Source organism: Halomonas korlensis, from assembly GCF_900116705.1.
GTDB classification, from domain to species: Bacteria; Pseudomonadota; Gammaproteobacteria; order Pseudomonadales; family Halomonadaceae; genus Halomonas; species Halomonas korlensis.
This window is the reverse complement of sequence record NZ_FPBP01000023.1, coordinates 1-22788: the sequence shown is the minus strand read 5'-3', so window position 1 is coordinate 22788 and position 22788 is coordinate 1. Positions and strand designations below refer to the sequence as shown.

16 protein-coding genes are annotated in these 22788 nt (G+C 55.3%); 5 read left to right on the top strand and 11 right to left on the bottom strand.

What is annotated here, in order from left to right; translation table 11 throughout:
* Positions 1-1877, bottom strand: a 1877-nt coding sequence (locus BM341_RS18475; protein WP_089797727.1) for an NADH:flavin oxidoreductase, incomplete at its 3' end; no start/stop codon positions are given.
* Between the two features lie 144 nt (positions 1878-2021).
* Between BM341_RS18475 and BM341_RS18470 the strand changes: the two genes are divergently transcribed.
* Complete coding sequence (locus BM341_RS18470) at positions 2022-2711, top strand: TetR/AcrR family transcriptional regulator (protein WP_245784334.1); 690 nt, start codon at positions 2022-2024, stop codon at positions 2709-2711.
* Positions 2674-3468 (top strand): pyrroline-5-carboxylate reductase family protein, encoded by a 795-nt coding sequence (locus BM341_RS18465; RefSeq protein ID WP_089797723.1) that lies wholly within the window; start codon positions 2674-2676, stop codon positions 3466-3468. The genes BM341_RS18470 and BM341_RS18465 overlap by 38 nt, the downstream gene beginning before the upstream one ends.
* A gap of 85 nt (positions 3469-3553) precedes the next feature.
* Here the strand turns inward: BM341_RS18465 and BM341_RS18460 are convergent, their stop codons facing one another.
* The 4 genes from BM341_RS18460 to BM341_RS18445 all read right to left on the bottom strand — a co-directional run bounded on the left by BM341_RS18460 (position 3554) and on the right by BM341_RS18445 (position 9925).
* On the bottom strand, positions 3554-4255 hold the full coding sequence (locus BM341_RS18460) for an isochorismatase family protein (RefSeq protein WP_089797721.1): 702 nt from the start codon (positions 4253-4255) through the stop codon (positions 3554-3556).
* Between the two features lie 172 nt (positions 4256-4427).
* The gene (locus BM341_RS18455) at positions 4428-5945 is read right to left on the bottom strand and encodes an NCS1 family transporter (RefSeq protein WP_089797719.1); all 1518 of its coding nucleotides are present in this window, start codon (positions 5943-5945) and stop codon (positions 4428-4430) included.
* Between the two features lie 106 nt (positions 5946-6051).
* On the bottom strand, positions 6052-7812 hold the full coding sequence (locus tag BM341_RS18450; RefSeq protein ID WP_089797717.1) for a hydantoinase B/oxoprolinase family protein: 1761 nt from the start codon (positions 7810-7812) through the stop codon (positions 6052-6054).
* A 4-nt stretch (positions 7813-7816) separates the two neighbouring features.
* Complete coding sequence (locus tag BM341_RS18445; RefSeq protein ID WP_089797715.1) at positions 7817-9925, bottom strand: hydantoinase/oxoprolinase family protein; 2109 nt, start codon at positions 9923-9925, stop codon at positions 7817-7819.
* A 225-nt stretch (positions 9926-10150) separates the two neighbouring features.
* Here BM341_RS18445 and BM341_RS18440 point away from each other — a divergent pair, with 225 nt between their 5' ends.
* Positions 10151-11047, top strand: coding sequence for a LysR family transcriptional regulator (locus tag BM341_RS18440; RefSeq protein ID WP_089797713.1), 897 nt, complete (start codon positions 10151-10153; stop codon positions 11045-11047).
* A 60-nt stretch (positions 11048-11107) separates the two neighbouring features.
* On the opposite strand, the gene BM341_RS18435 is transcribed toward BM341_RS18440, so the two are convergent.
* Positions 11108-12562: a sodium:solute symporter family protein gene (locus tag BM341_RS18435; protein WP_089797711.1), complete on the bottom strand. Its 1455-nt coding sequence runs from the start codon at positions 12560-12562 to the stop codon at positions 11108-11110.
* A 269-nt stretch (positions 12563-12831) separates the two neighbouring features.
* Between BM341_RS18435 and BM341_RS18430 the strand changes: the two genes are divergently transcribed.
* On the top strand, positions 12832-13695 hold the full coding sequence (locus BM341_RS18430) for a LysR family transcriptional regulator (protein WP_089797709.1): 864 nt from the start codon (positions 12832-12834) through the stop codon (positions 13693-13695).
* Positions 13696-13859: 164 nt separating this feature from the next.
* On the opposite strand, the gene BM341_RS18425 is transcribed toward BM341_RS18430, so the two are convergent.
* The 5 genes from BM341_RS18425 to otsB all read right to left on the bottom strand — a co-directional run bounded on the left by BM341_RS18425 (position 13860) and on the right by otsB (position 22074).
* A complete protein-coding gene (locus BM341_RS18425) occupies positions 13860-15587 on the bottom strand; it encodes a BCCT family transporter (protein ID WP_089797707.1) in 1728 nt (575 codons plus the stop codon).
* Between the two features lie 86 nt (positions 15588-15673).
* Complete coding sequence (locus tag BM341_RS18420) at positions 15674-16432, bottom strand: creatininase (RefSeq protein ID WP_245784333.1); 759 nt, start codon at positions 16430-16432, stop codon at positions 15674-15676.
* Between the two features lie 157 nt (positions 16433-16589).
* Positions 16590-17798, bottom strand: coding sequence for a M24 family metallopeptidase (locus BM341_RS18415; protein WP_089797705.1), 1209 nt, complete (start codon positions 17796-17798; stop codon positions 16590-16592).
* 278 nt (positions 17799-18076) lie between these two features.
* Positions 18077-20503 (bottom strand): glycoside hydrolase family 65 protein, encoded by a 2427-nt coding sequence (locus BM341_RS18410; RefSeq protein ID WP_089797702.1) that lies wholly within the window; start codon positions 20501-20503, stop codon positions 18077-18079.
* Positions 20500-22074 carry a trehalose-phosphatase gene (gene otsB / locus BM341_RS18405; protein ID WP_089797700.1) on the bottom strand — a complete coding sequence of 525 codons (1575 nt, stop codon included), beginning with the start codon at positions 22072-22074 and terminating at the stop codon, positions 20500-20502. The genes BM341_RS18410 and otsB overlap by 4 nt, the downstream gene beginning before the upstream one ends.
* A 308-nt stretch (positions 22075-22382) precedes the next feature.
* Here otsB and BM341_RS18400 point away from each other — a divergent pair.
* Positions 22383-22788, top strand: a 406-nt coding sequence (locus BM341_RS18400; protein WP_245784332.1) for a PfkB family carbohydrate kinase, incomplete at its 3' end; no start/stop codon positions are given.

The following is a 22788-nucleotide window of genomic DNA, read 5'->3' as shown; positions in this document are numbered from 1 at the left end:
TGATTGCTGGATAGCGGCTTGAGTTCCTCGTAGAGGTCTTCCATCGGCAAGGTGCCGAAGTTGACCACGACCTGATCCACACGTCGTTCCCGGTTGACCTGGGTGTAGTCACTGCTGACCGAGGCGACCAGGTCGCCAGCGTCACGGCGGATGCCGGTCAGACGGAAGGTCGGCGTGAATGTCACGTCCAATACCTGTAGCGAGCGCATGTACGGGACCAGATTCATGGCCATGACTTCCGGCGCCAGCGCGCGGTCGGCGGTCATGTACTCGACTTTTGCGCCCGCCTTGGCAATGATCTCTGCCGCCTGCAAGGCGGTATGATCGCCGGCTTCATCGTAGACGAGCACGTTGCGGCCCGGTTTGGCGTGGCCGGAGAGAATGTCCCAACCCGTGATGGCCAGTTCATTACCTTCGTCAAGCGCCTGTTCGTTGGGTAGCCCCCCGGTCGCCACGATGACCACATCGGGGGACGCCGCGAGCACTTCATCCTGTTCGGCGAACACGTTGAAATGGAAGGTGACGCCCATCGCCTGGCAGCGCTCGTAGCGCCAATCGATGATGCCCATCATTTCACGCCGGCGTTCGCTTTGTGCCGTCAGGCGAATCTGGCCCCCCGGGGCATCGGCGGCTTCGAACACCACGACCTCGTGTCCCCGCTCGGCAGCCACGCGCGCCGCCTCTAACCCGCCAGGCCCGGTGCCGACCACTACGACCTTACGTTGGGTGTTAGCCGGGGCAATGGTATGCGGCATGGTGGTTTCGCGGCCGGTGGCGGCGTTATGAATGCAATAGGCCGCCCCGCCCTGATAGATACGGTCGAGGCAGTAGTTGGCACCGACGCAAGGGCGTATTTCCTCCTCGCGCCCCTCCATGACTTTCTGCATCAGATGCGGGTCGGCCATATGGGCACGTGTCATGCCGACCATATCGATCTTGCCGGAAGATATGGCATAACGCGCCGTGGCGACATCCTGAATCTTGGCGCCGTGGAAGGTGGGAAAATCGACCTCGCGCTTGATATCGCCCGCAAAGTCCAGGTGGGGTGCGCTGGGCATGCCCTGGATCGGAATGACATCCGTCAGGCCCGGGTCGGTATCGATATGCCCTTTTACGACGTTGAGGAAGTCCACCAGGCCGCTGTCTTTCAAGCGGTGGGAGATTTCCATGCCGTCGCGCGCATCGAAGCCCCCCGGCAGGCATTCATCGCCGGTGTAGCGCACGCCCAGCAGAAACTTCTCGCCCACTCGCTCACGGATGCGCTTGAGCACCTCGAAGGTGAAGCGAAGCCGGTTGTCCAGGCTGCCCCCGTAAGGCGCGTCGAGTTCATTGGTCAGCGGTGACCAGAACTGGTCCATCAGGTGACCGTAGGCCTGAATCTCGAGGCCATCCAGGCCGGCGGCGTGCATGCGCTCGGCGGCATCCGTGTAATCTCCGATCAGTCGTTCGATATCCCAGAGTTCCGCCTTCTTGGGATAAGCACGGTGAGAGGCCTCACGGTGGTGCGACGCCGAGACCACCGGTAGCCAGTCCCCCTTGTCCCAGCGGGTCCGGCGGCCGAGATGGGTCAGCTGGATCATGACCGCCGTGCCATGCTCATGGCAGGCGTCGGTCAGGTCGCGCATCCACGGCACCACCTCATCCTGGTAGGCGAGAATATTGTTGAAGACGGGGGGACTGTCCCTGGATACCGCCGCGGACCCCGCCGTCATGGTGAGTGCCACACCGGCCTTGGCGCGCTCCACGTGATAGGCCCGATACAGCTCCTTGGGCATGCCGTCTTCCGGGTAGGCGGGCTCATGTGACGTCAGCATGACCCGGTTCTTGAGCGTCAGGTGCTTGAGTTGCAGCGGTTGCAGCAGCGGATCGTTTTTCACGGTAGGGACTCCCTTGTTGTTATGGGGTTGACTCAAGCTAGCCCTCGCTGTACATAGCTGTCAACATAAAAGACACATATGTTCATAAGGAAGACAAACTTCCTGATATCATCGGTGTCATGGCCTTTGCACAGAGAGAACTGGGTGAAAAACGACCGTTCCAATAGCAACCGGGTTGCCTGGATCGATGCGGCGTACGAGCTGCTGGTTACCTCGGGTGTCGGCGCCGTCAAGATCGTGCCGCTGGCCAAGACGCTGGGCACGTCGCGCACCAGTTTCTACTGGTTGTTCAAGGACCGCGAAGAGGTGCTTGCCGCCCTGCTGGAACGCTGGGAACGCCAGAATACGAAGGCCCTGATCCTGCAGACAGAAAAATATGCCTCGTCGATCGTCGAGGCCATGCTGAATGTCTTCGACTGCTGGTTTGACGCTTCCCTCTTCGACTCGGAATTCGAGTACGCCGTCAGAAGCTGGAGCCTGCAGGATAGTGCCGTCGCCGAGCGGGTGCGTGAGGCCGACGAGCAACGTCTGAGCGCGCTGCAGGCGATGTTTATCCGCTACGGCTACGACACCTCGGAAGCCGATACTCGGGCCAGAACCGTTTATCTGCTCCAGATTGGCTACATCGCGATGCACACCCAAGAGACCAAGGATACGCGTATCAGCCGTGTGGCCCAGTACGTCAACATCTTTACCGGGCAATCTTGCACCCCTGCAGACCTGGAGCGTTTCGCTTCTCGGCATACGGCCCGGTTTTCCTCCGCGGAGCTGGCGACCGCTCAACAGGAGATGGTTCATGAAGCAGCTACCGACGCTCGGCATCATCGGGGGTAATGGCTGGCTTGGCAGTGCGCTAGGGCGTTCGGTATTGACCCATGGCCTGGTTGCCCCTGACCAGCTTGTCGTGACAACGAGCCGCTCGGGCCACCACTACCAGGCGTGGCCGGAGGTGACTTGCGTCGACAGCGCCGATGCCCTCGTGGAGTTGGCCGATGTCGTCATCGTGTCGGTTCGGCCCGAGCAGTTTGACACTTTGAGCCTGTCACTTGAGATGCGGCTGGTAATTTCGCTGATGGCCAAGGTGCCGATTTCCACGTTGGCCCGAGCGACAGGCAGCGAGCGTATCGTGCGCGCCATGCCCAATGCCGCTGCCGCCGTCGGACACTCCTATACGCCGTGGTATGCCACGCCTGAAGTGGCCAGTGACGAACGCGGTTGGGTCCATCGGTTATTGTCGACTTGCGGTCCAAGCGATGAGGTCAAAGAAGAGGCCCAGATAGAGTACTTGACGGCTCTGACCGGCAGTGGCCCCGCTTTTCCGGCACTGTTGGCCGACGCGCTGATCAGCCATGCCATGACCCAGGGTGTATCTGAGTTAGTTGCCCGGCGCGGCGTGCTGCACACCCTTTCAGGCGCCAGTCAGCTGATGCTTGAAGAAAACACGTCACCTGCGCAGCTGGTCGAACGATTCCTCGATTACGGCGGTACGACTACCGAAGGCCTGAATGCCATGCTCGACAGCGGCTTTCGCCAGGCCGTCCACCAAGGGCTGGACGCTGCCCATGAAGCCGCCAGGCATACGCCCTACTAAATAATTCGACTCTAGTCCCAATACCACCAAACTGGAAAGCGAGCCCTTTTGGGCTCGCTTTCTGAGCGGTTAGCTGGCAACAGACTCAGGATCTGGAATGGCCGATGGTGTTCAAGTAATCGACACAGCGATCTACCGATTCAACATCCCCGAACTTGGCATCGATATCGAACAGGTTCCAGGCCACCGCCCCCGGCACACGGTCGCCGATGCACTCCTTGACCGCGATAGGACGGAAACCGTCTGCGATGCCGTCACAAATAGTCTGGCGCACACAGGCGCAGGCCGTCACACCCGTCACGAGGATCGTGTCGACATCATTGGCACGCAGGATACCGGCGAGTTCGGTGCCGTGGAAGGACGAGGCCCGCTTCTTCAGAAGAGTGTATTCGCCTTCGATCGGGGCGATGCGAGAATCGATGGCCCAGAGTTCCTTGTCGGCAAGATCGACGACCTCGACGGGGATTTTGTTGTGCCACAGCCCCATATCGGTGAAAGAGGCATTGCGGTCAGTGATCTCGTAGGCCGTCGTTACGTGGATAACCGGCAGGTTCGCGGCGCGGAACGCCTTGAGGAGCTTCTGCATACCGGGAATGATCTCGTTATCCATCTTCTCCTGATCACAAGTGAAGGGATTTCCCGGACGCGTCCAAGCATTGGCGAGGTCAACGCTCACCAGTGCCGGTCTCTTGCCGAAACCGACACGACGCTGGAAGCCACGCTCCTTATAAAGCTTGGTGGATTCTTCGAAGGCTTGTTCCAGCATGGCCATCAAATCTTGAGACATTTTATTTACTCCAAGTTAGCGAAAATCGTTATCCAGTTTTAATGCAAAAATTATTTATGTGCCATAAGGCATTTTTAAGATTAACCACTGAATTTAATGCCGTCCAATTACATTTTTATGATTATTGATAACATCTTGAGCAATAATGCGCCATGGACGTCATCACAACCTTCTATAGATCCTCCCGCGAAATCTCCTTGCTTAGATTCTCAGAACGCACGCGCATGAAGCTTTGATTCTCACGATCATATACCCAGTTAAAACCTGCACTGGTGCCCAAATAATTTTCCGAGTTGGAAGAGACACACTCTTCCTGAGAGAATTTCTTCATCACAAAAAGCTTCATAACAGCGAAATAAATCAGTGCGCCGAGCACAAAGCCTAGAACAAATGCCCACTGCGCCGAATAAAACGCCACCGTCCCTGCCACCACCCACGCAATAAGGCCAGCGGGATTAAAACCTTTATAATAGTGAAACTGACCACCCTCACGATATAGGTGCGGAACATTGATACGTCTCTTTCTTATGAAATAGTAATCAGCCACCATGATTCCACCAATGGCAGAAAGAAAGGCACCGTACGAAAACAGGAAGGAAAAAAGATTGTCCAGAATCTTCCAAGGCATAAAAAGGGTACCCACAATGGCCGCTATAGCCACTGCGACAGGATAAGAAATCCTTGGGGCTCCTGCATTGACAAATGCAAGCGCCGCAGGGATCAGGTTTGCTGCATTATTGGTCGACCACTGAGCCAAAATGACGAGAACAAGAAGAATGATTAGGCTCAGCCCCTCCCCCTGTCCCTGAATGACAGTGACAGGATTCCAATCTCCTGCAGCAATAAATGACACGGCGCCGATCAGGGCTATCCAAGCTTGAGCAGCAGGAAGTGCAAGAAGTTGAGCTAGCAGGACATTTTTGTTTCGGTGAAAGAACCGTCTTTCACCAGAGGGGGATTTTACGAATCGCGTAATATTAGGAATGTCAATAGCCAAAGTAGACCAGAATGCAACATTGGCGAGAAAGAGAGTTAAGACTGTTACATCCTGTTCACCAACAAATCTCCAAATATTAATTCCCTGGGTTTGCGCAAGCACATCAAGAGTAAAGTACATCCAGATAGAAATCGCCAGGATAGCAGGTGCCGCAATGGCGGCTAGCCTCTCAACAGCCTTGATTCCCATTGCCGTATTAGCCACTTGGACGGCAGCAAACACAACATACCAGACGGGCCAGCTAGAGAATCCGGTCATGTACTCAAAAATACCATTGAGCGCTAGCGCACCAAGGTATGTTTGAATACCGAACCAAATCGCTGCCACGATGCCGCGAAATACCGATGGGAAGTGAGTGCCATATACGCCAAACGGGGCCCTGAGATAAACTGAGAATGAAAGCCCATGCTCAGTACCAATATCGGCTGTCAACAGCATTAGAAAGGCTAAAACCACATTGGCAAAGAATATTATTAGCACCACATGCAAGAGAGGAACCCCTGTAATGCCATTCGCACCAAGCTGAAAGGTCGCGATCATTACAGCGATGCCAATCCAGATCCAGACAAAGCCTAACGCTGTAATTGGCCTCTGGTTATTGACCACGGGGAGTATAGACTCTTCAAGAAGATGATTCTTTTCAGACTTTTTTTGCGCAGGTCTGCTGGCAACGCCAGCATCTGATGTAGTCATTTTATTACCCTTGTGATATTGAAATTATTCGTCAGGCCAGGCGTTATAATAAAGATAAAAAGCATAGGGGCGGAAAAGTGTCGCCCGCCCCTGCTTACAATTAGGATCAGCCTCCCATTTCACTACGTCTTGCGGCTGTTGCCATTCGATCAATCTCGAGGTTTTGGTCGAGCACAACCCCATATGCTTCATGGGCATGTTGTACCGTGCAGAAATCATCGAGGACGTCTTCTCGCACTTGCTCAGGTGGACGCTCTAAGGGGTTACCATAACCACCGCCACATGGAGCATAGAATGCCATGACATCATTAGATTTGGTAGCATATCCAGAAAACTTGGAGTACATACTTTTGACATTTTCTTTTGAGTGGTAGTTGTAAATATCACATTTACCAACAGCGCCTTCTGAACCTCCAAAAGCCCCCCATGGAACATGGGTATGCCTTTCGCTTTCATGTGTGATAAAGCCTGGCGTAAGAACGCGCTGCGCCTTAACAACACCGATGCCGCCTCTATACTTACCGGCACCGGGCATAACATCATCTCTCAACTCATACCGATCACAGATCATTGGCAAATGCATTCCCAGATCTTCGATGGGGTTATTCCTGGTATTCGCCATAAGGTTATCAATAGCATCCGGTCCATCAGAGTGTGGACGCCCGCCATATGCGCCCTCATTGACTTCAAGGAAAACCCAATAATTCCCATCTTCCTTTACACCTGCATAAGAGGCAAAGGAAATGGCAGCAGAACTACCTGCAATTGTCTGATCTGGAAGAACAGGCGCCAGTGCCCTGATGATCAGGTCAATCATCATATTACACTGTGTAAAGCGTGCCTCAGCGGCCGCTGGGAAAATAGGATTAAAAATACTGCCCTCAGGCGCCACCACATCAATAGGGCGAAAGGACCCCTCATTCGATGGAATAGGAACTTCCAGCTTGCTGGCATCAAGCAATAATTTCCTGAACGCGGCAAATGCAGCAACCTTGCAGGAGCCTTCAAAAGGCACGTTATATGCAGTCGGAGTCTGATCGGCAGACCCTGTAAGATCAACAGTGACTGAGTCACCTTTGATTTTTACAGTAACCACTACTGGGAGCTGCACATCACGATTTCTTCCATCATCATCAAGGAAGCCTTCAGCCCGATATTCACCATCCGGTATCTCAGCAATCTTGCTTCTCAGCATTTTCTCCGAGTAATCCATAAGCTGATAAATGGCAGTAAAAGTGAACTCTTCTCCATATTTATCAAGCAGCTGTTGAAACCTATTGACGCCCAGCTGTGCTGAAGCGATCTGGGCTTCAATATCTCTCATAAGTTGCACTGAAGCACGGCTATTAGCCGTAATCATTTTTGCAAGACCTTCATTCTTCTTGCCTTTCTCATAAAGTTTGAGGCCTGAAAAGAGCATCCCTTCAGCATAGACATCAGCCACATCGATGATAAGGCCTGGCGTAGCGGCACCGATATCAATGTGGTGAGCCGTATTTGCTGAAAACCCAACCAGCCTGCCTTTATAAAAAATGGGGATAATTATCGCCAGATCAGGAGTGTGGCTTGACCCATAATATGGATGGTTATGAACGACAACGTCCCCCTCGTACCACTCCCCATCTTGGAGTGTTTTCTCTACGCCCCTAAGATAAGCCGGAATCGACCCGATATGCATTGGTGTCGATTCAGACTCACAGATTGTCTGATAGTCTTTATCGAACAGGCCCGCTCCCAGATCTTGTGACTCCCGAATAATTGATGAAAACGACATCCGATAGAGCACATGCCCCATTTCTTCGGCAATGGTGTCTAAGGCACCACTGATAACTTGCATGGTGATTGGGTCGACTTTTTTCTGTTTCATCTTATTATACTCCGTAGGTCAGCTTGTTCTTGGAGATCATGAGGTTTCCGAACCTTGATACGGATGCACTCCAACCTGGCGGCACTAGTGATGTGGAGTCATGTTGCATAATCAGTGCCGGGCCGTAGACAATGTGTCCATACAACAGTTTGTCTCGATCATAGCGTGGCGTCACGAGGGTCTGACCATCAGCAAATGTTGTATCTCTTTCATACATAACGGCTTCTTCAAATCCTTTGCCGTTAGCTGGCTCAAGCTCCTTCCATTCCAGCATTTTCGAGGCGGACTCCCCGACTACACGAAGCGTCACAAGCTCGACTTCAGCGTCATCGTACCTATAGCCATAATCGATATCATGTTGCCTATGGAAGTTCTCTACCACCTGCTGTATCGAGCCTCTAGTCAGCTCGCCTTCAGGTATTTCTGCTCGTAGCTCGAAGCCTTGGCCATGATAACGGCACTCAGCAAATCGAGTCAGTTTTATTTGAGAAGCTTCGACCCCATCCTTCACCAGCTTATTTACGGCTTCCATATCTAACTCTTCGAGCAGCGACTGGAGCGCTTCGGCATGACGATCGCGAACTGAGGTAAGCTCGCATAAATATGACCTCGTAACTTCATACTGAAGATTGGTAGTCAATAAGCCTGCTGCTGATGTGATACCGGGTGCAGGAGGCGCTATAACGCCTTTCGCATTAACTTCTTCCGCCAAAGCAGGCCCATGAACAGGTCCGGCGCCTCCGAACGGCATTAACATGAACTCCCTAGGGTCTACCCCTCGAGCAACTGAGTTTGATCGAATAGCAAGTGCCATGTTGTTGTTAACGATCTTGATGATACCTAATGCTGCATCTCTGACACTAAGGCCAAGAGGATCCGCGATCTTTTCCTTGATTGCCTTGTAAGATAGATCGGGATCAATTTTCAAATCTCCCCCCAACATTTGATCCGCATCCAGTCGGCCCAGAAGGATATTGGCGTCCGTAACAGTTGGCTCTTCTCCTCCACGGCCATAGCAGGCAGGCCCCGGCATTGAACCCGCTGAACGCGGCCCGACCTGGAACCCACCGGCTTCATCGATATAGGCTATTGACCCACCACCAGCACCGATAGTGATCAAGTCGATCATAGGAACCATCACGGGATGCCCACCAACGTATGAATCCCGTGGGTTCATGATTTTAATATCACCCTCAGCCAAAGTTGAGATATCTGCTGATGTTCCACCAATATCTACGGTAATAATATTCTTTTCATCATCTAGGTCGGCAAAAAAGTTTCCGCCAATAACGCCGCCGGCAGGCCCCGACATGAGAATATTTACCGGCTTTTCACAGCAGCTATCTACAGTTGCAAGCCCGCCATTTGACTGAATAATCCTCAAGTCTGCATCAATGCCATTTTCGTTTAGCTGTCGCTCAAGGTTTTTCAGATACAAAGCCGTCTTGGGTCCAACATATGCATTCATGGCCGTGGTAGAAAATCGCTCATACTCTCGCATGGCGTCTACCACCTCACATGAGCAACACACATAGGCATCTGGAATTTCTTCCAAAACAATCTCTTTTGCCCGAAGCTCATGTTCTTTGTTAAGGAAAGAAAATAGAAATCCAACGATAACCGAGCTGATTCCTGATTCCTTGAATTTCCTTGCAGCCTGCCTGACCTCTTCTTCGTCAAGGGAAACCTCTACTTCACCTGAGGGAGGAAGAATTCGTTCCGAGATTGGAATTCGGTTCCTTCTTTTTACCAAGGGATTAGATTGCCAAGGCACATCAAAATGAAGTGAAAAGTTGTGAGGCCGCTTGTGCCTGCCTATATGCAGAATATCTCTGAAACCCTTGGTAGTCAGCATCCCCACTTCTGCACCATTATGCTCTATGGAGATATTGGTCGCTACGGTTGTACCATGAACTATGGTAGAAACTTCATTTCGCTTTATCCCTGCCTTTTCACAAACCTCAATTACTCCTTTCAAAACACCGATCGACTGATCCTCAGTCGTACTTGGCACCTTGTGACGGTAAGCACCAGCTCCTACCGAATCAGTGGTAAACGTTTCCAAAATAATATCTGTATTTGTACCGCCGACATCTACACCAATACGAGCCATAACAGACCTCACAAGTCATCATCAAATTATATTATTTGCCAGAATAGCTATTATCTGAAAACAGCAAAAAATTCTGTTTGCTTTGTGGTAAAATTCGCTTTTCAACCCAACGCATAAAGGGCTTAGACTAAAGCTAAATGCTTATAGACTACACACTTTAAAGACTAGGCCCTGCAAGTTATTACGTCTAATGCCATTTCTGCAACAATTGTTGTCCTGAAAATCATGAATCTAAGATTTGATTTACGCCAGATCCGAGCCTTCCTTGCCGTTGCTCGCACTCTACATTTCAAGCAAGCAGCAGAGGCATTGTGCATAACACAGCCTGCACTAAGCCGTATGATAAAAGGCCTAGAAGAAAACATCGGAGCCGAGCTTTTTTCTCGCACTACTAGGCAGGTAGAGTTAACAGTGTCAGGAAAATTGTTTATGGATGAATGTCGGGCAGCGCTACGACATCTCGAACGCGGCATACAACTAGCCGAACGAGCTGCCCGGGGTGACATAGGCCGAATCACCATCGCCTACAACGATTTCTCCATCAATGGCGTATTGCCACAGATTCTCGATACCTTCAAGGAGACTTATCCTGATATAGCCGTTGGGCTTATCTATATGCCATCTCACCATCAGCACGATGCTTTGATGGACCAGCGCATTGATATCGGCTTCATGATTGGACCGGTGGAACTCCCAGGAATCGAGACGCATCGCGCCGCGATCGAGAAACTGGTTGTAATCTTGCCTCAACGCCATCCTTTGGCCGACCGTGAACAATTAACGCTGGGCGAATTGTCAGAGGAGAAGTTCATCCTCGGTACCGAAGAGGGGTGGAGCACCTTCCGCAATCATATTTTCAGACTCTGCCTGAAGGCAGGATTTCGTCCCGACATCATCCAAGAGGCCTCTACAAGCAGCGGAATCTTCGGGCTAGTGGCTGCCAACATGGGCATCTCGCTGTACTCCGACTGCGTCAGCCGCTTTCGTCGCGATGATATCGCTGTGGTACCACTGGCAACGCCACACGAGCACCTTGAAACCATCGCCGCCTGGGGCAGCGCCTATGTTTCACCCAGCTGCCACCTGTTCCACCAGCTACTGAACCAAGAGTTAGACGACTGAAATGCACGGGCCGTGGCCTTACCGCCACGGCCCGTTCACAGGCGCTACTTGATGTTCACCTCAGTGGGCCAAGTGTCGACTCACCCGAGAACGCCCCGTCAACAGCGACACCCCCACATAACAGGCCGCCGAGATAACGCAGCCGGTTAACGGCCCGATCAGCCAGCCCACATCCGCGAAGAGCATCATGTAGCCGCTGATGAAGAAGCCAACCAGCATGGCCGTGAGGGCGCCCCAGGCGCTGCCCTGCCAGAAGGTGGAGATGAACACCGGCCCGATCATGCTGGCCAGCAGGGTGCCAGAGCCGAGAATACCGAGCCAGGAGAGCATGAAGGGCGGGGCATAGAGCATCATCAGCAGGGCCACCACGCCCAGCACCACGACTGCCAGGCGATTGATCATCAGCGCCAGTCGCTCGCTGGCCATCGGGCCGAACAGCGACAGGCGCAGGTCGTGGGAGGTCGCCGAGGCCACGGTGTGCAGCAGTGAGTTGGCCGTGGACTTCATGGCGAAGATGATGAACAGCGTGATGATGCCCTGAACCGCCGGGTGCATGAACCGCTCCAGATAGACCGGCATCGCCATGTCGGGATCGGCCAGGTCGGGTACCTGCATGCGCACGTAGAGACCCACGATAGGAATCAGGCTCAGCAACGCCCCGAGAATGGCCACGTAGACGCCCACCTTGTGCAGCTTGACGTCAGGCTTCATGGCCAGGAAACGCACCGCCATGTAAGGAAGGACGGAAGCGAACAGGAAGGCGTAGGGCAACACCAGGAAGACGGTGCCGATGGAATCGCCATAGTGAGCCCCGGTGGTGGGATTGAGCAGCTCGGGGTCGATGGCGTTGAGCGAGGCTTCCCAAGTACTCAGATCCACGGAGGTGAGTATCTGCCCCAGGATGATCACCGCGGCCAGGGCCATGCCACAAACCATCACCGTATCGGTCCAGGCGACCGCCGCGAGCCCACCCAGCATGGTATAGATGATGATCACCGAGACCATCAGCAAGGCGCTCTGGTTGAGCTCGATGCCAAGCCAGCCGGCGCCCAGCAGGCCCACCGCCTTGATCTGGCTGGTCAGGAACACCAGCAGCAGCAGGATGGTGATGAAGGCAGACACGCCCTGCAGCACGCGCCCCATGGCGCCGCTGCCGTGGCTCTGCGCGATATACTCGGGAATGGTGTTGCTGCCCATCTCGAGCGCCCGGCGCTGCAGGAAGCTCGCGAAGTAGAGCACCGCTATCATCATGGCCGGGGCAAAGAAGAAGTTGCCCAGCACCTCGATGGCGCCGAACTGGTAGGTCACACCGGGCGAGCCCATGAAGCCCCAGCCGCTGAATCCTGTTGCCACGATGGTGCCGGCCGATACGAAGGCCCCCAGCGAGCGCCCCGCCAGCAAAAAACCTCCCTCATCGCTCTTGTTCATGTATTTTGAGGAGAGATAGCCAAGATAGATCAGCAGCCCGAAGGTGAGGATCAAGAGCCCCCAATTGAACATTTTGTAGGCGTCCATGGTCACCTCCTCATCGAGTCGTTGGCGGACTTTCTCTTTAGCTCCCTTCGGAGGTAGGCGGCGCCGGCATGCACCAGCATGTAGCAGGTAAGTATCAGAAAAGTGGTCAACACCCAGGAATTCATAAGCCTATATCCTCTTGTTCTTGATTTGGAATGACAGTAGCCCTGTCAAGATGCCGATTTCGACACTGTTAAGGTATTTCCCGTGCATAACTCGCGCCAATTTGTATACTCAATGGCCGCATCAGACTTTAAAATGGCGAAACAATGACCAATATACCGACCGATCTTTTGAGGACATTTGTTACGATCAAGGACTTGGGAGGTTTCACCAGCGCTGGTGAATTGCTTGGCCGTTCGCAACCGGCGATCAGTCTTCAAGTAAAAAAGCTAGAAGAAATATTGAATACCAAGATATTCTTGAGAGGCTCTAGTCTTGAATTGACTGAGGACGGAGAATATCTCTACGAATCCGCGCGTAGCATCTTGGAAATAAATGATCAGATTATCGCCAAGGTAAGAGGGGATAATGTATCCGGCAAGGTTCGGCTAGGCATACCCAACGACTTTGAACTGGCGTTTCTTCCCAAGGCATTGAGGAATCTTTCCCGGGTTTACCCCAACATCATCGTGGAAGTCGACTGCGAGATCAGCAAGGTCATACTCCAGCGTTACCAGAAGGGACATTACGACATCGCCCTTGCCATGGAGCGCGCCAAGGATAATGAAGACAGGGACTCACGCGATTACCGATTGGAGAATATCGAGTGGGTCTACAAGGAAAGTCGGCTCACCAGCTGTCACGACGACCCAATACAGCTGATCGCCTACCCTCAGGGTTGCGTCTACCGCTCCATTATGGAAGAAGCCCTGAAAGGGCAGCATCATCCTTATCGCTTCATGTACACGAGTACCAGTCTGCTCGGCATCTTCTCTGCTGTCGAAGAGGGGCTAGGGGTTACGGCAATGGCCAGCTCGGTGATTCCGGAACACCTGAAGCATACCGGCAGCACCGCTAGCCTTCCGAGTCTTGAGAAGGTGTGTATCGGGTTGTACTACAAACCGCGCGAGCTGAACGTGGCCTCGCGGCATGTGCTTGACTTTTTACGCTCGGGAATTGCCAACTTGTGAGGCCGCCAGCGGAACATCATTTGATCGGGATATCGACCCACTATCTTCCTCATGACTTTGGCCTGGCAGCCGCATAATACGGCTGCCAGGCCAGACATTCCGACGGTCCATGTCCTTGTGCTTATGCCACCGAACAGGACAGAATCAACTTAACCTACGGTCTGCTATACGCCTCTCGACCCTAACCCATTCGGCGCCAATGTTTCATTCGTGGTGGCTTGAGCCTCTCCCTCACTGTCTACGTTCAGCTTCAGGTTCGGATCTGGATCATTTACCGCCTTTTCCAGCTCTTTTACGGACTTATCTCTATTTCGGAGACGCCTTATCGTATTGACGATCATCAGCAAGATCACAATGGAGAAGGGAAAAGCGCCGATAATAGTGCCGGTCTGTACGGTATCAACGACCCCGCTTCCTCCGAGTGTCAGCAGCACCGTGGCAACGGTACCGATGCTGATTACCAGAACCACCCGGAACCATGCTCCCGCCCGCTTTGGTGCAGATACGAAATCCGCAAGCGCATAGGTACCGGCATCCAGCGATGTCACATAGTAGGTAGCTACCAGCACGGTTGCCACCACCAGGAGAAGACTGCCCACGACCGGTATCGACTCCAGCATCGCAAACAGGCCGCTGGAGACATTTTCGTTCACTGCAGCCGAAATCCCACGCCCACTCTGATCATCGTAGTAGATGGCAGCGGACCCAAGCACTCCAATCCATAGCATGACGATCAAGGAAGGAATGATGGTGACCCCGATCACGAATTCACGAAGCGTTCGGCCACGCGAGATTCGGGCGATAAACCCAGCGACAAAGGGTGAGAAAGCAATCACCCAGCACCAGATAAACACGGTCCACCAGCCATTCCAGCTGTTCTGCCACGACGACAACGGCTCGGCGGTACTTGGGGCGTCAGTCCAGAAGCTCATGGCGATGAAATTCGTAAAGAAGGAGCCAAACGTCTGCGTGATATTGGATATGATGAATAGAGTGGGACCAAAAATAAACGCGGCGACGACGAGAACAACGCTCAGGATTGAGTTTGTTTCACTGATCAGGCGCATGCCCTTGCTGATGCCAAAGAAGGCCGAGATTGCCGCGGCGGTCCCCAGACCAACAATGACAAACAGCCAGATGGTGGGGCCAGAAGCGATGCCGGTAAAGGAGGTAAGTCCTGAAGAGAACTGCATCGCTGCAAAGGCAAAGGAGGTGGATAAGCCCAGTATAGTCGCCATGATGGCCAACAGCTCGACGACCACGCCGGCACCGCCCTGGGCCCACTGCGGCAGTATATCCACTGTCGCTTCGCGGAAGGTCAGGGTCTTGCCGAGGTTGTGATGCGAATAGGCCAGGCACACTGCCACGACGCAATACATGGCCCAAGCAGTGAATCCCCAGTGGAAGTAAGCCCAGACAAGACCGCCCCCAGCCACATTGCCTTCCAACGCCTGAATGACTGGGCTGGCGTCGCGAAGCATGATTGGCTCGGCAACCGACCAGAAAATCAACCCTATACCCTGCCCGCAGGCAAATAGCATCGAGTACCAGGCAAAGTTACTGTATTCTGGTTTCGCCTTGGGACCGCCCAACCGAACTCGACTTCCAACCTTGCTGAAAGCAAGCCAGCCACATACTGCCACGGCAAAGAGCGAATACAGTATAAAAAGCCAGGTAAAGCCTCCTGTGACATACGTTCGCATATCAAAGATGACAGCGGCTACGCCATCAGGTGTTCGCAGCACCATTACAATAAGTGCAATGATGGCTATCGGTGGCGCAAACTGAATAATCAACCTACCCAGGGGCGGCAAATCACGCCCCGTGAACCGGGGAACGGCAACCGGCTCATGGGATGTATTGCGCCCTTCTGTGTTATCGCTATTTGGCATTTTACGTTACCTCTCTGTTATTGTACTGACATGTTACCTGTCCCAGAAAAATGCCGGACCACTGCCAAGGCATCCGCAACAAACATTCAATTTAAATGCTGTACAATTCCCGAGATGCATTCCTCAAGAATAAGCGCTCCTTTTTCTTCGGTGGCTTTCAGTGGCGACGATAGCGTACCGGAAGGCGCAACCCAGGAGGGATCGGGTGGAAAGACATCGTAAGGAGGAAAGGTTGCCGGCTCGACGTCGACTGCCTTGGACATATCGACCAGCTCCGGATAAATCTTCAACATAATCGAAGTCTCCAGAACTCCACCATGCTCTACTGCCCAACCAGCAAAGCCATCCGGGAATACCTTCGCTATTGTCTCTTCGCTGATAAAATCCCAGTATGATAACAGATAGACTTTTACGCTTATCTTCTCCGCCTTGCACTTGTTGACCAGTTTGTCGGCAGCCTCGCACAAATGCATGGAGTTTTCGAAGTGACCGTTGATTAAAATAAACTCACGATTGCCGTGATTGACATAAGCTTGCAGAACGTCAAAGACATAATTCTCGAGGGAGCTGCCGGATACGCAGGTTGTTCCCGGAAAGAAGTTGCCTCCCCCGGACTTTACTTGTGACTTATAACCATAACTGATGGCAGGCGCCACCAGCATATTATCAGCTTTTCCTGCCACTTCTTCGGCAATATGGCTAGGAATCAGCACATCAGGATTGAGTGACATATGAGGGCCGTGCTGCTCGATTGCACCCACCGGAAGAATAATCTTGCACTTCCCTTCTTCAGTGAGCTCCTTATAGGAAACCCAGTCCATATTTTCAATTTTCACATCTTTCATACTGCCTCCCCAAGCACTGAGCGGTTTTTTCGATTCCCACGCCTTTTAGCCCTACTTGCCGGCGAAAAAGGCATCCATACAACCACATGAAAGAATGAAAAACCGAATCATCTTTCTGACAGAAAAGGGGAGCTTAGCTCCCCTCATGTTTAACTGCTTACTTGATGATGTTGTGCTCCGGCCCGTACGGGAAGCCAGTGATGTTCTCGGCCCCATGCTCGTTGACCACCAGGATGTCATGCTCGCGGTAGCCGCCGGCACCCGGCTGGCCTTCCGGCACCATGATCATCGGCTCCATGGAGACCACCATGTTGGGCTCGAGCACCGTGTCGATGTCCTCGCGCAGTTCGAGGCCTGCCTCGCGGCCGTAGTAGTGGCTGAGGGTGCCGAAGGAGTGGCCATAACCGAAGGTGCGGTACTGGAGCAGGTCATGCTTGGCGAAGATCTCGTTGAGCTCATGGGCGATATCGCAGCAGCGTACTCCCGGCTTGATCAGCTCCTGGCCACGCTTGTGGACCTCACAGTTAGCCTGCCAGAGGCGCAGGTGCTCATCGGAGGCATGCTCGCAGAACAGGGTACGCTCGAGAGCGGTGTAGTAGCCCGAGATCATCGGGAAGGTGTTGAGACTGAGGATATCACCCGGCTGCACGCGTCGGGTGGTTACCGGATTGTGGGCGCCGTCGGTATTGATGCCCGACTGGAACCACACCCAGGTGTCCATCAATTCACTGTGCGGGTAGGTCTTGGCGATCTCGCGCACCATGGCGGCCTGACCGGCCAGTGACACCTCGTACTCCGGCACACCGGCGGCGATGGCGTCGCGCACGGCCACACCACCCACGTCGGCGATGCGTGCGCCCTGGCGAATCAGCGCGATCTCCTCGGCAGACTTGATCATGCGCATCTTCATGGTCGGCACGCCGGCGTCGACCAGCTCGACGTCACCCAGCACATCGACCAGCTTTTGCTTGTTCTGCAGCGTCAGGTGGTCGAACTCGACGCCGACGCGCCGCTTGCCTTCACACAGCTGCTTGACGGCCTTGAAGAAGTTGTCTTTCTGCCAGTCGGTATAGACGATGTTGTCGCCCAGGCGATTGCGGCGGTAGGGCTGACCGCCGTCAATGTTGGCCGTCACGGTGGTGAAGCGATCCTGGGTGACGACCAGGCCATAGTCACGGCCGAACTTGCAGTAAACAAAATCGCTGAAATAATTGATGTTGTGATAGGACGTCAGCACCACCGCATCAACGCCCTGCTGGGCCATATAGTCGCGCAGACGCGCCAGCCGGCCTTGCATCTCGCTATCCGAGAAAGTCGGCACTACTTTTTCGCCATTGGGAATCTCGATCAGTGACGGCAGTTGCATGTTGTTATCTCCTTCGTCATCAAGCGACTCGTGTCGCGGGATTTAAACCAATTTTCGTGCTGTCTTCTGGTACAGACGAATATGGTCAGCGAGAGATACCAATACCAATGACTACTGCAAATCGGCTCATTGGCCACGGTAATGCCAAAGGTTTTCATTGACTTGTGTGACAGTGGGGCCTGCCTGCGACGAAACCGCTGAAGGATCAGGATGGACTTTGAACCTGGGTGAGGGAGTTGCCATTGAGGAATTGACAGCCGAGGGGTGGTGGCAGCGCTTTATCCCCTGTCAGGCTGCCAGCAGCCCTCGTCGGGAGAAAAGTACAACGCTATCCGCTGGCTTTCGCCAACCCAATAGACCTGATCGCGGACCAGGATGCGCTCCAGCCCGGCCCAGCCCTCGGGTGCCGTCAGGGTCAGGCGACCGCCGTCCAGGTCGAGTTCAAGCCAATGCCCGCGAAAACGCAGCCGCATGTGCAAGCCACTCAGTGCCTCGGGCAGACAGGGATTGAGGCGCAACACCCCATCACGAACTTCGAGCCCGGTATGACCACGCTGGATCAGGTCCACGCTGCCCGCCATGGCGCCCAGGTGAATACCTTCCGGCGTGGTGCCGCCCTGGCGGTCCTCGATATCGCTCAGCAGGACCTGCTGGAACAAGTCCCAGGCCTGGCGACGATCCGAGCGCGCCAGCACCCAAGAGGTGACGACTCGGCTCAGGGTCGAACCGTGCGAGGTGCGCTGCTGGTAATAATCGATGGTTGAGAGAATCAGCTCTCTCGAGAAGGGATAATCGAGTTGGGCGAAGATGTCGCCCAACTCCTCGGCGGAAAACAGGTAGAACAGCATCAGCACGTCGGCCTGCTTGGACGCCTTGTAGCGGTTGACGCTATCACCCTCCGCCTCGAGCAGCCGATCGAGGCGATGAATATCGCCATAGCGCTCGCGATAGCCGGCCCAGTCAAACTCCTGCAGGTGCTCATAACCTTCGAACTGGCTGAGGATGCCATCCTCGTGGAACGGCACGAACAGTGCCCGCCCGATGGTCGTCCAGTCGCTGATTTCTTGCTCCGTAAGACTCAGCGTCTCGCTCAGCTCTTGTCGGCGCTGCTCACCGATCATGTCATAGACTTTCGCAGCACGCGCCAGCACCCAGGCAGCCATGACGTTGGTATAGGTGTTGTTGTCGAGCCCCGGTGTCTGCGCGTCAGGATAGTGGTCGTGAAACTCGTCGGGGCCCATCACGCCGCAAATATCGTAACGCTTGCGCTGCGCATTCCAGGACGCGGCACTCGCCCAGAATCGGGCAATCTCGAACAGCATCTCGGCGCCATAGTAGGCCAGGAAGGCACGATCGTCGGTCACCTCAACATAACGCCATACGTTGAAGGCCACCGCGGCACTGACGTGACGCTGCAGAGCGCTGTGGTCGGGTATCCAGCGACCCGACTTGGGATTGAGATGGACCTGCTGGCTCTCTTCTCGTCCATCGCTGCCACTCTGCCAAGGGTACATGGCGCCCTGATAGCCGGCCTCGCGCGCCAAGTGGCGAGCCTCGTCCAGGCGTCGGTAGCGGTAGCACAATAGCGCACGGGTAATCTCGGGGATCCGATAGTTGAGGAAGGGGAAGATGAACAGCTCATCCCAGAATATGTGCCCACGATAGGCCTCGCCATGCAGCCCTCGGGCCGGCACGCCGACGTCCAGGTCGACGCTGTGTGGCGAGACTGTCTGCAGCAGGTGAAAGATATGCAGGCGCAGAATCATCTGGGCGGACTCGCCTCCATCGAGCGTCACGTCGCAGCGCTGCCAGAGATGTGACCAGACCCGTCGATGGCTTTCCAGCAGTTCGGTGAATGTCCCGGCCCTGACCACCGATTGACAGGCGGCGAGCCCGGGTTCGGCAATGGCCCGGTCACGCGAGGTATGCATCGCCACGACTTTCTCGACCACGGCCTCGTCGCCCGCCGTGAGCTCAAACGTCATCTCATGGGCGATATACCCGCTCTCCTGGAGGATCTGGTGCGCGCCCTCGACGGCCTGACCGTTCACGCGAAGGCGTGTGCGGGCGGCCTGGGCGATACGCAACCTGGACTGACACGTTTCGACCTGTAGACGAATCGTGTCGTCACAGGGTGTGTCCGTCGACAGCGGCACCAGATGGGTGCTGGCCAACTGTCGGTAGCGCTCGACACCGGCATTGATGACCCGCCCATCCAGCGCCGAGCGTACAGAGATGCGTCCTGACCAATTTTCGGGGCGGATATACCACTCTATGGCGCCCAGGTGGGGCTGACCCATATGCACAAGACGTTGGGTTGTCAGCGTGGTCTCACGCCCCTGATGATCGCGGAAAAGAAGCCGCCGCCTGAGCACACCCGCCTTGAGATCGAGGGACTGCTGATAGTCGAGTAGTTCACCCGCCATGGGGTTGAACCAATCGCCGCCCTCGGGCCGAAACGTCAGGCACAGCCAGTTGGGCAGGTTGACGAGATCCTCGTTTTCGATCACCCGACCGGCGATCTCCGTCGACAGACGGTTGTAACCTCCCGCGAGGTACGTCCCGGGGTAGTGGATCTCCCCGGCTTCCGATTCGCCCGCGGCACCCCGGGTCGCAAAGTAACCGTTGCCCAGCGTACACAGCGCTTCACGCAGCCCCTCCTGGGCGGAATCGAAGGCGTGATAATCCAGTGTCCAGTCGTTCATGATGCGCCTTCCAGCCTGCCGGCAAGGCGGCCAAGAAAGCGCCTGACGGCATCGGTGTTGTCCAATCGATAGCTGGCGGCCGTGGCGTGGGACGCGTCGCCGACGAACACGCCGAGACCGCCCCGCTCACGCAGCGCCACAAACGCATCCTCGTCGGTCTCGTCGTCGCCCAGATAGATCGGCATAACGGCATCGTCTGCCAGGTCGAGCGCCTCGAGCAGCCAGACAACGGCCTTGCCCTTGTCCCAGGACAGCTGAGGGCGCAGCTCGAAGACCTTCTTGCCACCGGTCTGCCGCAGTTGCGGATGCTCGCCCACAACGGACGCGACGGCCGCTCGGACGCGATCCACGTCACGCTCGGCGACAAGACGGTAGTGGGTGGCGATGGCAAAGCGCTTGCGTTCGACGAGCACACCCGGCACGTCGGCCAGGCGGGCCCGCAGTTCGTTTTCTGCCGAGTCGAGTGTCGGCAGGAATTCCGCCGCGCACTCGTGCTGCATATGCAGGCCATCGGGGCCGGTAATGTCGAATCCGTGGCTACCGGCGTAGATAAGGTTGTCGATCCCTACCAGCTCGGCAACGTTGGCTCGGTCGCGTCCACTGACGATAGCGACCGTACAGCGCTGTGCCAGTCGTGCGAGAGTGGCGCGCATGGCCGCATCGAGCATGGCCAGTTCCGGCCGGTCGACGATCGGCGTCAAGGTACCGTCGTAATCCAGAAATATCGCCGGTAGCCGACGCCCCAGGCGCTCGACAAGACGATCGAAGCTACCCAGCGCCTCCGGCAGCGGATCCTGTTGCACCACACCGGGCGGCATCAGCTCAGCCAGGTCGTCAATGACGATATGGGCACCATGGGCCAGCAAGTCCTCGCGTTGCTGGGCGCGGTCGACCCCGATCACCAGGCCGAAGCCCGCTCGGCTAGCAGCCTCGACGCCGGAAAGCGCATCTTCGATGGCAAAGGCCTGATCAGGCGGGGTGGCGAGAAGGCTGGCGGCGTGGCGGAAGATGTCAGGCTGGGGTTTGCCGTGCAGGCCGAGCCGCTCCGCGTCAATGCCGTCGACCACGGCATCAAACAGATGGCTCGCCTCAACCCTGGCGAGGATGTCCCGCGCATTCTTGCTTGACGACACCAGCGCCGTTTTCAAGCCGGCCGTACGAATCGATTCGATGAACGCGATCGACGAAGCGAAGACCTCGACGCCCTGCTCGGCCAGAAGTTTTTCGAACAAGCGCTGCTTGCGATTGCCCAGGCCACAGATGGTTTCCTGGTCCGGTGGGTCCTGAGGCTTGCCGAACGGCAGGTAAACATGGCGTGACTCAAGGAAGCTGCGTACCCCCTCGTAGCGCGGTTTGCCGTCGAGGTAGCGCCGATAATCCTCGTCAGGGTCAAACGCCTGGAATAGCGCACTATCGCGCTCGGCAAGCGTCGAGAGATAAGTATCGAAGAGCCGCTGCCAGGCAAGGCAATGACCCCGAGCGGTATTCGTCACGACACCATCCAGATCGAATACGCCCGCTTCATAGGAGAGCAGCGTCACGCCATACCGCGAACGTTCAGGTTGTTGCATCGAAACCACCTGGCCAAGTTCGTACTGATGATCGTGTCAATAGTGTAGCTGAGAGGGCCTTGGAAGACTTACCTTGGCGCGTGTTTATACAGGTCAGCTTGGGGCACCGCAGGCCATTAGCCTTGTCGGCATCAAGCGCCTAGGATGGGAACGGTGAAGTGGTCCAATTGGAGCGGACACCCCAATTGATCGGCATGCCCCGACATTGATCATGCGGGGCTCGACGCGAGATACGAGGCCATGAACGCGGTTGGCGGCAACACCAGACCATGACACGCCAGCCATGCTTCCAGAGATACGAGGTGCCCATGTCCGCCACTCCCTCATCCGCCCCCACGCTGCTCACCTTCGGCGAGGCCATGACGCTGTTCGTGGCCGATGCACCGGGGGCCATGCCCGATATCGAACACTTCCAGCGCGGCATAGCCGGTGCCGATACCAATGTCGCCATCGGCCTGGCCCGGCTCGGCTTCCACGTCGGTTGGTTGAGCCGCGTGGGTGTCGACAGCTTCGGCGACTACCTTCGGCGCACCCTGGAGGCGGAGGGCGTGGACTGCCGACACCTGATCCATGATGCCGAGCATTCCACAGGGCTGGTGTTCAAGGAGCGCGCCTTTGGCGGTGCCGACCCTCGTGTGGAGTATTTTCGGCGGGGAAGCGCTGCCAGCCACCTGTCACCGGACGATGCCGCATCGGTGGATTTCTCGGCCGCTC

Coding starts and splice junctions, on each gene's coding strand:
- BM341_RS18465 (WP_089797723.1), top strand. CDS start 2,674: ATGAAGCAGCTACCGACGCTCGGCATCATCGGGGGTAATGGCTGGCTT.
- BM341_RS18460 (WP_089797721.1), bottom strand. CDS start 4,255: ATGTCTCAAGATTTGATGGCCATGCTGGAACAAGCCTTCGAAGAATCC.
- BM341_RS18455 (WP_089797719.1), bottom strand. CDS start 5,945: ATGACTACATCAGATGCTGGCGTTGCCAGCAGACCTGCGCAAAAAAAG.
- BM341_RS18450 (WP_089797717.1), bottom strand. CDS start 7,812: ATGAAACAGAAAAAAGTCGACCCAATCACCATGCAAGTTATCAGTGGT.
- BM341_RS18445 (WP_089797715.1), bottom strand. CDS start 9,925: ATGGCTCGTATTGGTGTAGATGTCGGCGGTACAAATACAGATATTATT.
- BM341_RS18440 (WP_089797713.1), top strand. CDS start 10,151: ATGAATCTAAGATTTGATTTACGCCAGATCCGAGCCTTCCTTGCCGTT.
- BM341_RS18435 (WP_089797711.1), bottom strand. CDS start 12,562: ATGGACGCCTACAAAATGTTCAATTGGGGGCTCTTGATCCTCACCTTC.
- BM341_RS18430 (WP_089797709.1), top strand. CDS start 12,832: ATGACCAATATACCGACCGATCTTTTGAGGACATTTGTTACGATCAAG.
- BM341_RS18425 (WP_089797707.1), bottom strand. CDS start 15,587: ATGCCAAATAGCGATAACACAGAAGGGCGCAATACATCCCATGAGCCG.
- BM341_RS18420 (WP_245784333.1), bottom strand. CDS start 16,432: ATGAAAGATGTGAAAATTGAAAATATGGACTGGGTTTCCTATAAGGAG.
- BM341_RS18415 (WP_089797705.1), bottom strand. CDS start 17,798: ATGCAACTGCCGTCACTGATCGAGATTCCCAATGGCGAAAAAGTAGTG.
- BM341_RS18410 (WP_089797702.1), bottom strand. CDS start 20,503: ATGAACGACTGGACACTGGATTATCACGCCTTCGATTCCGCCCAGGAG.
- otsB (WP_089797700.1), bottom strand. CDS start 22,074: ATGCAACAACCTGAACGTTCGCGGTATGGCGTGACGCTGCTCTCCTAT.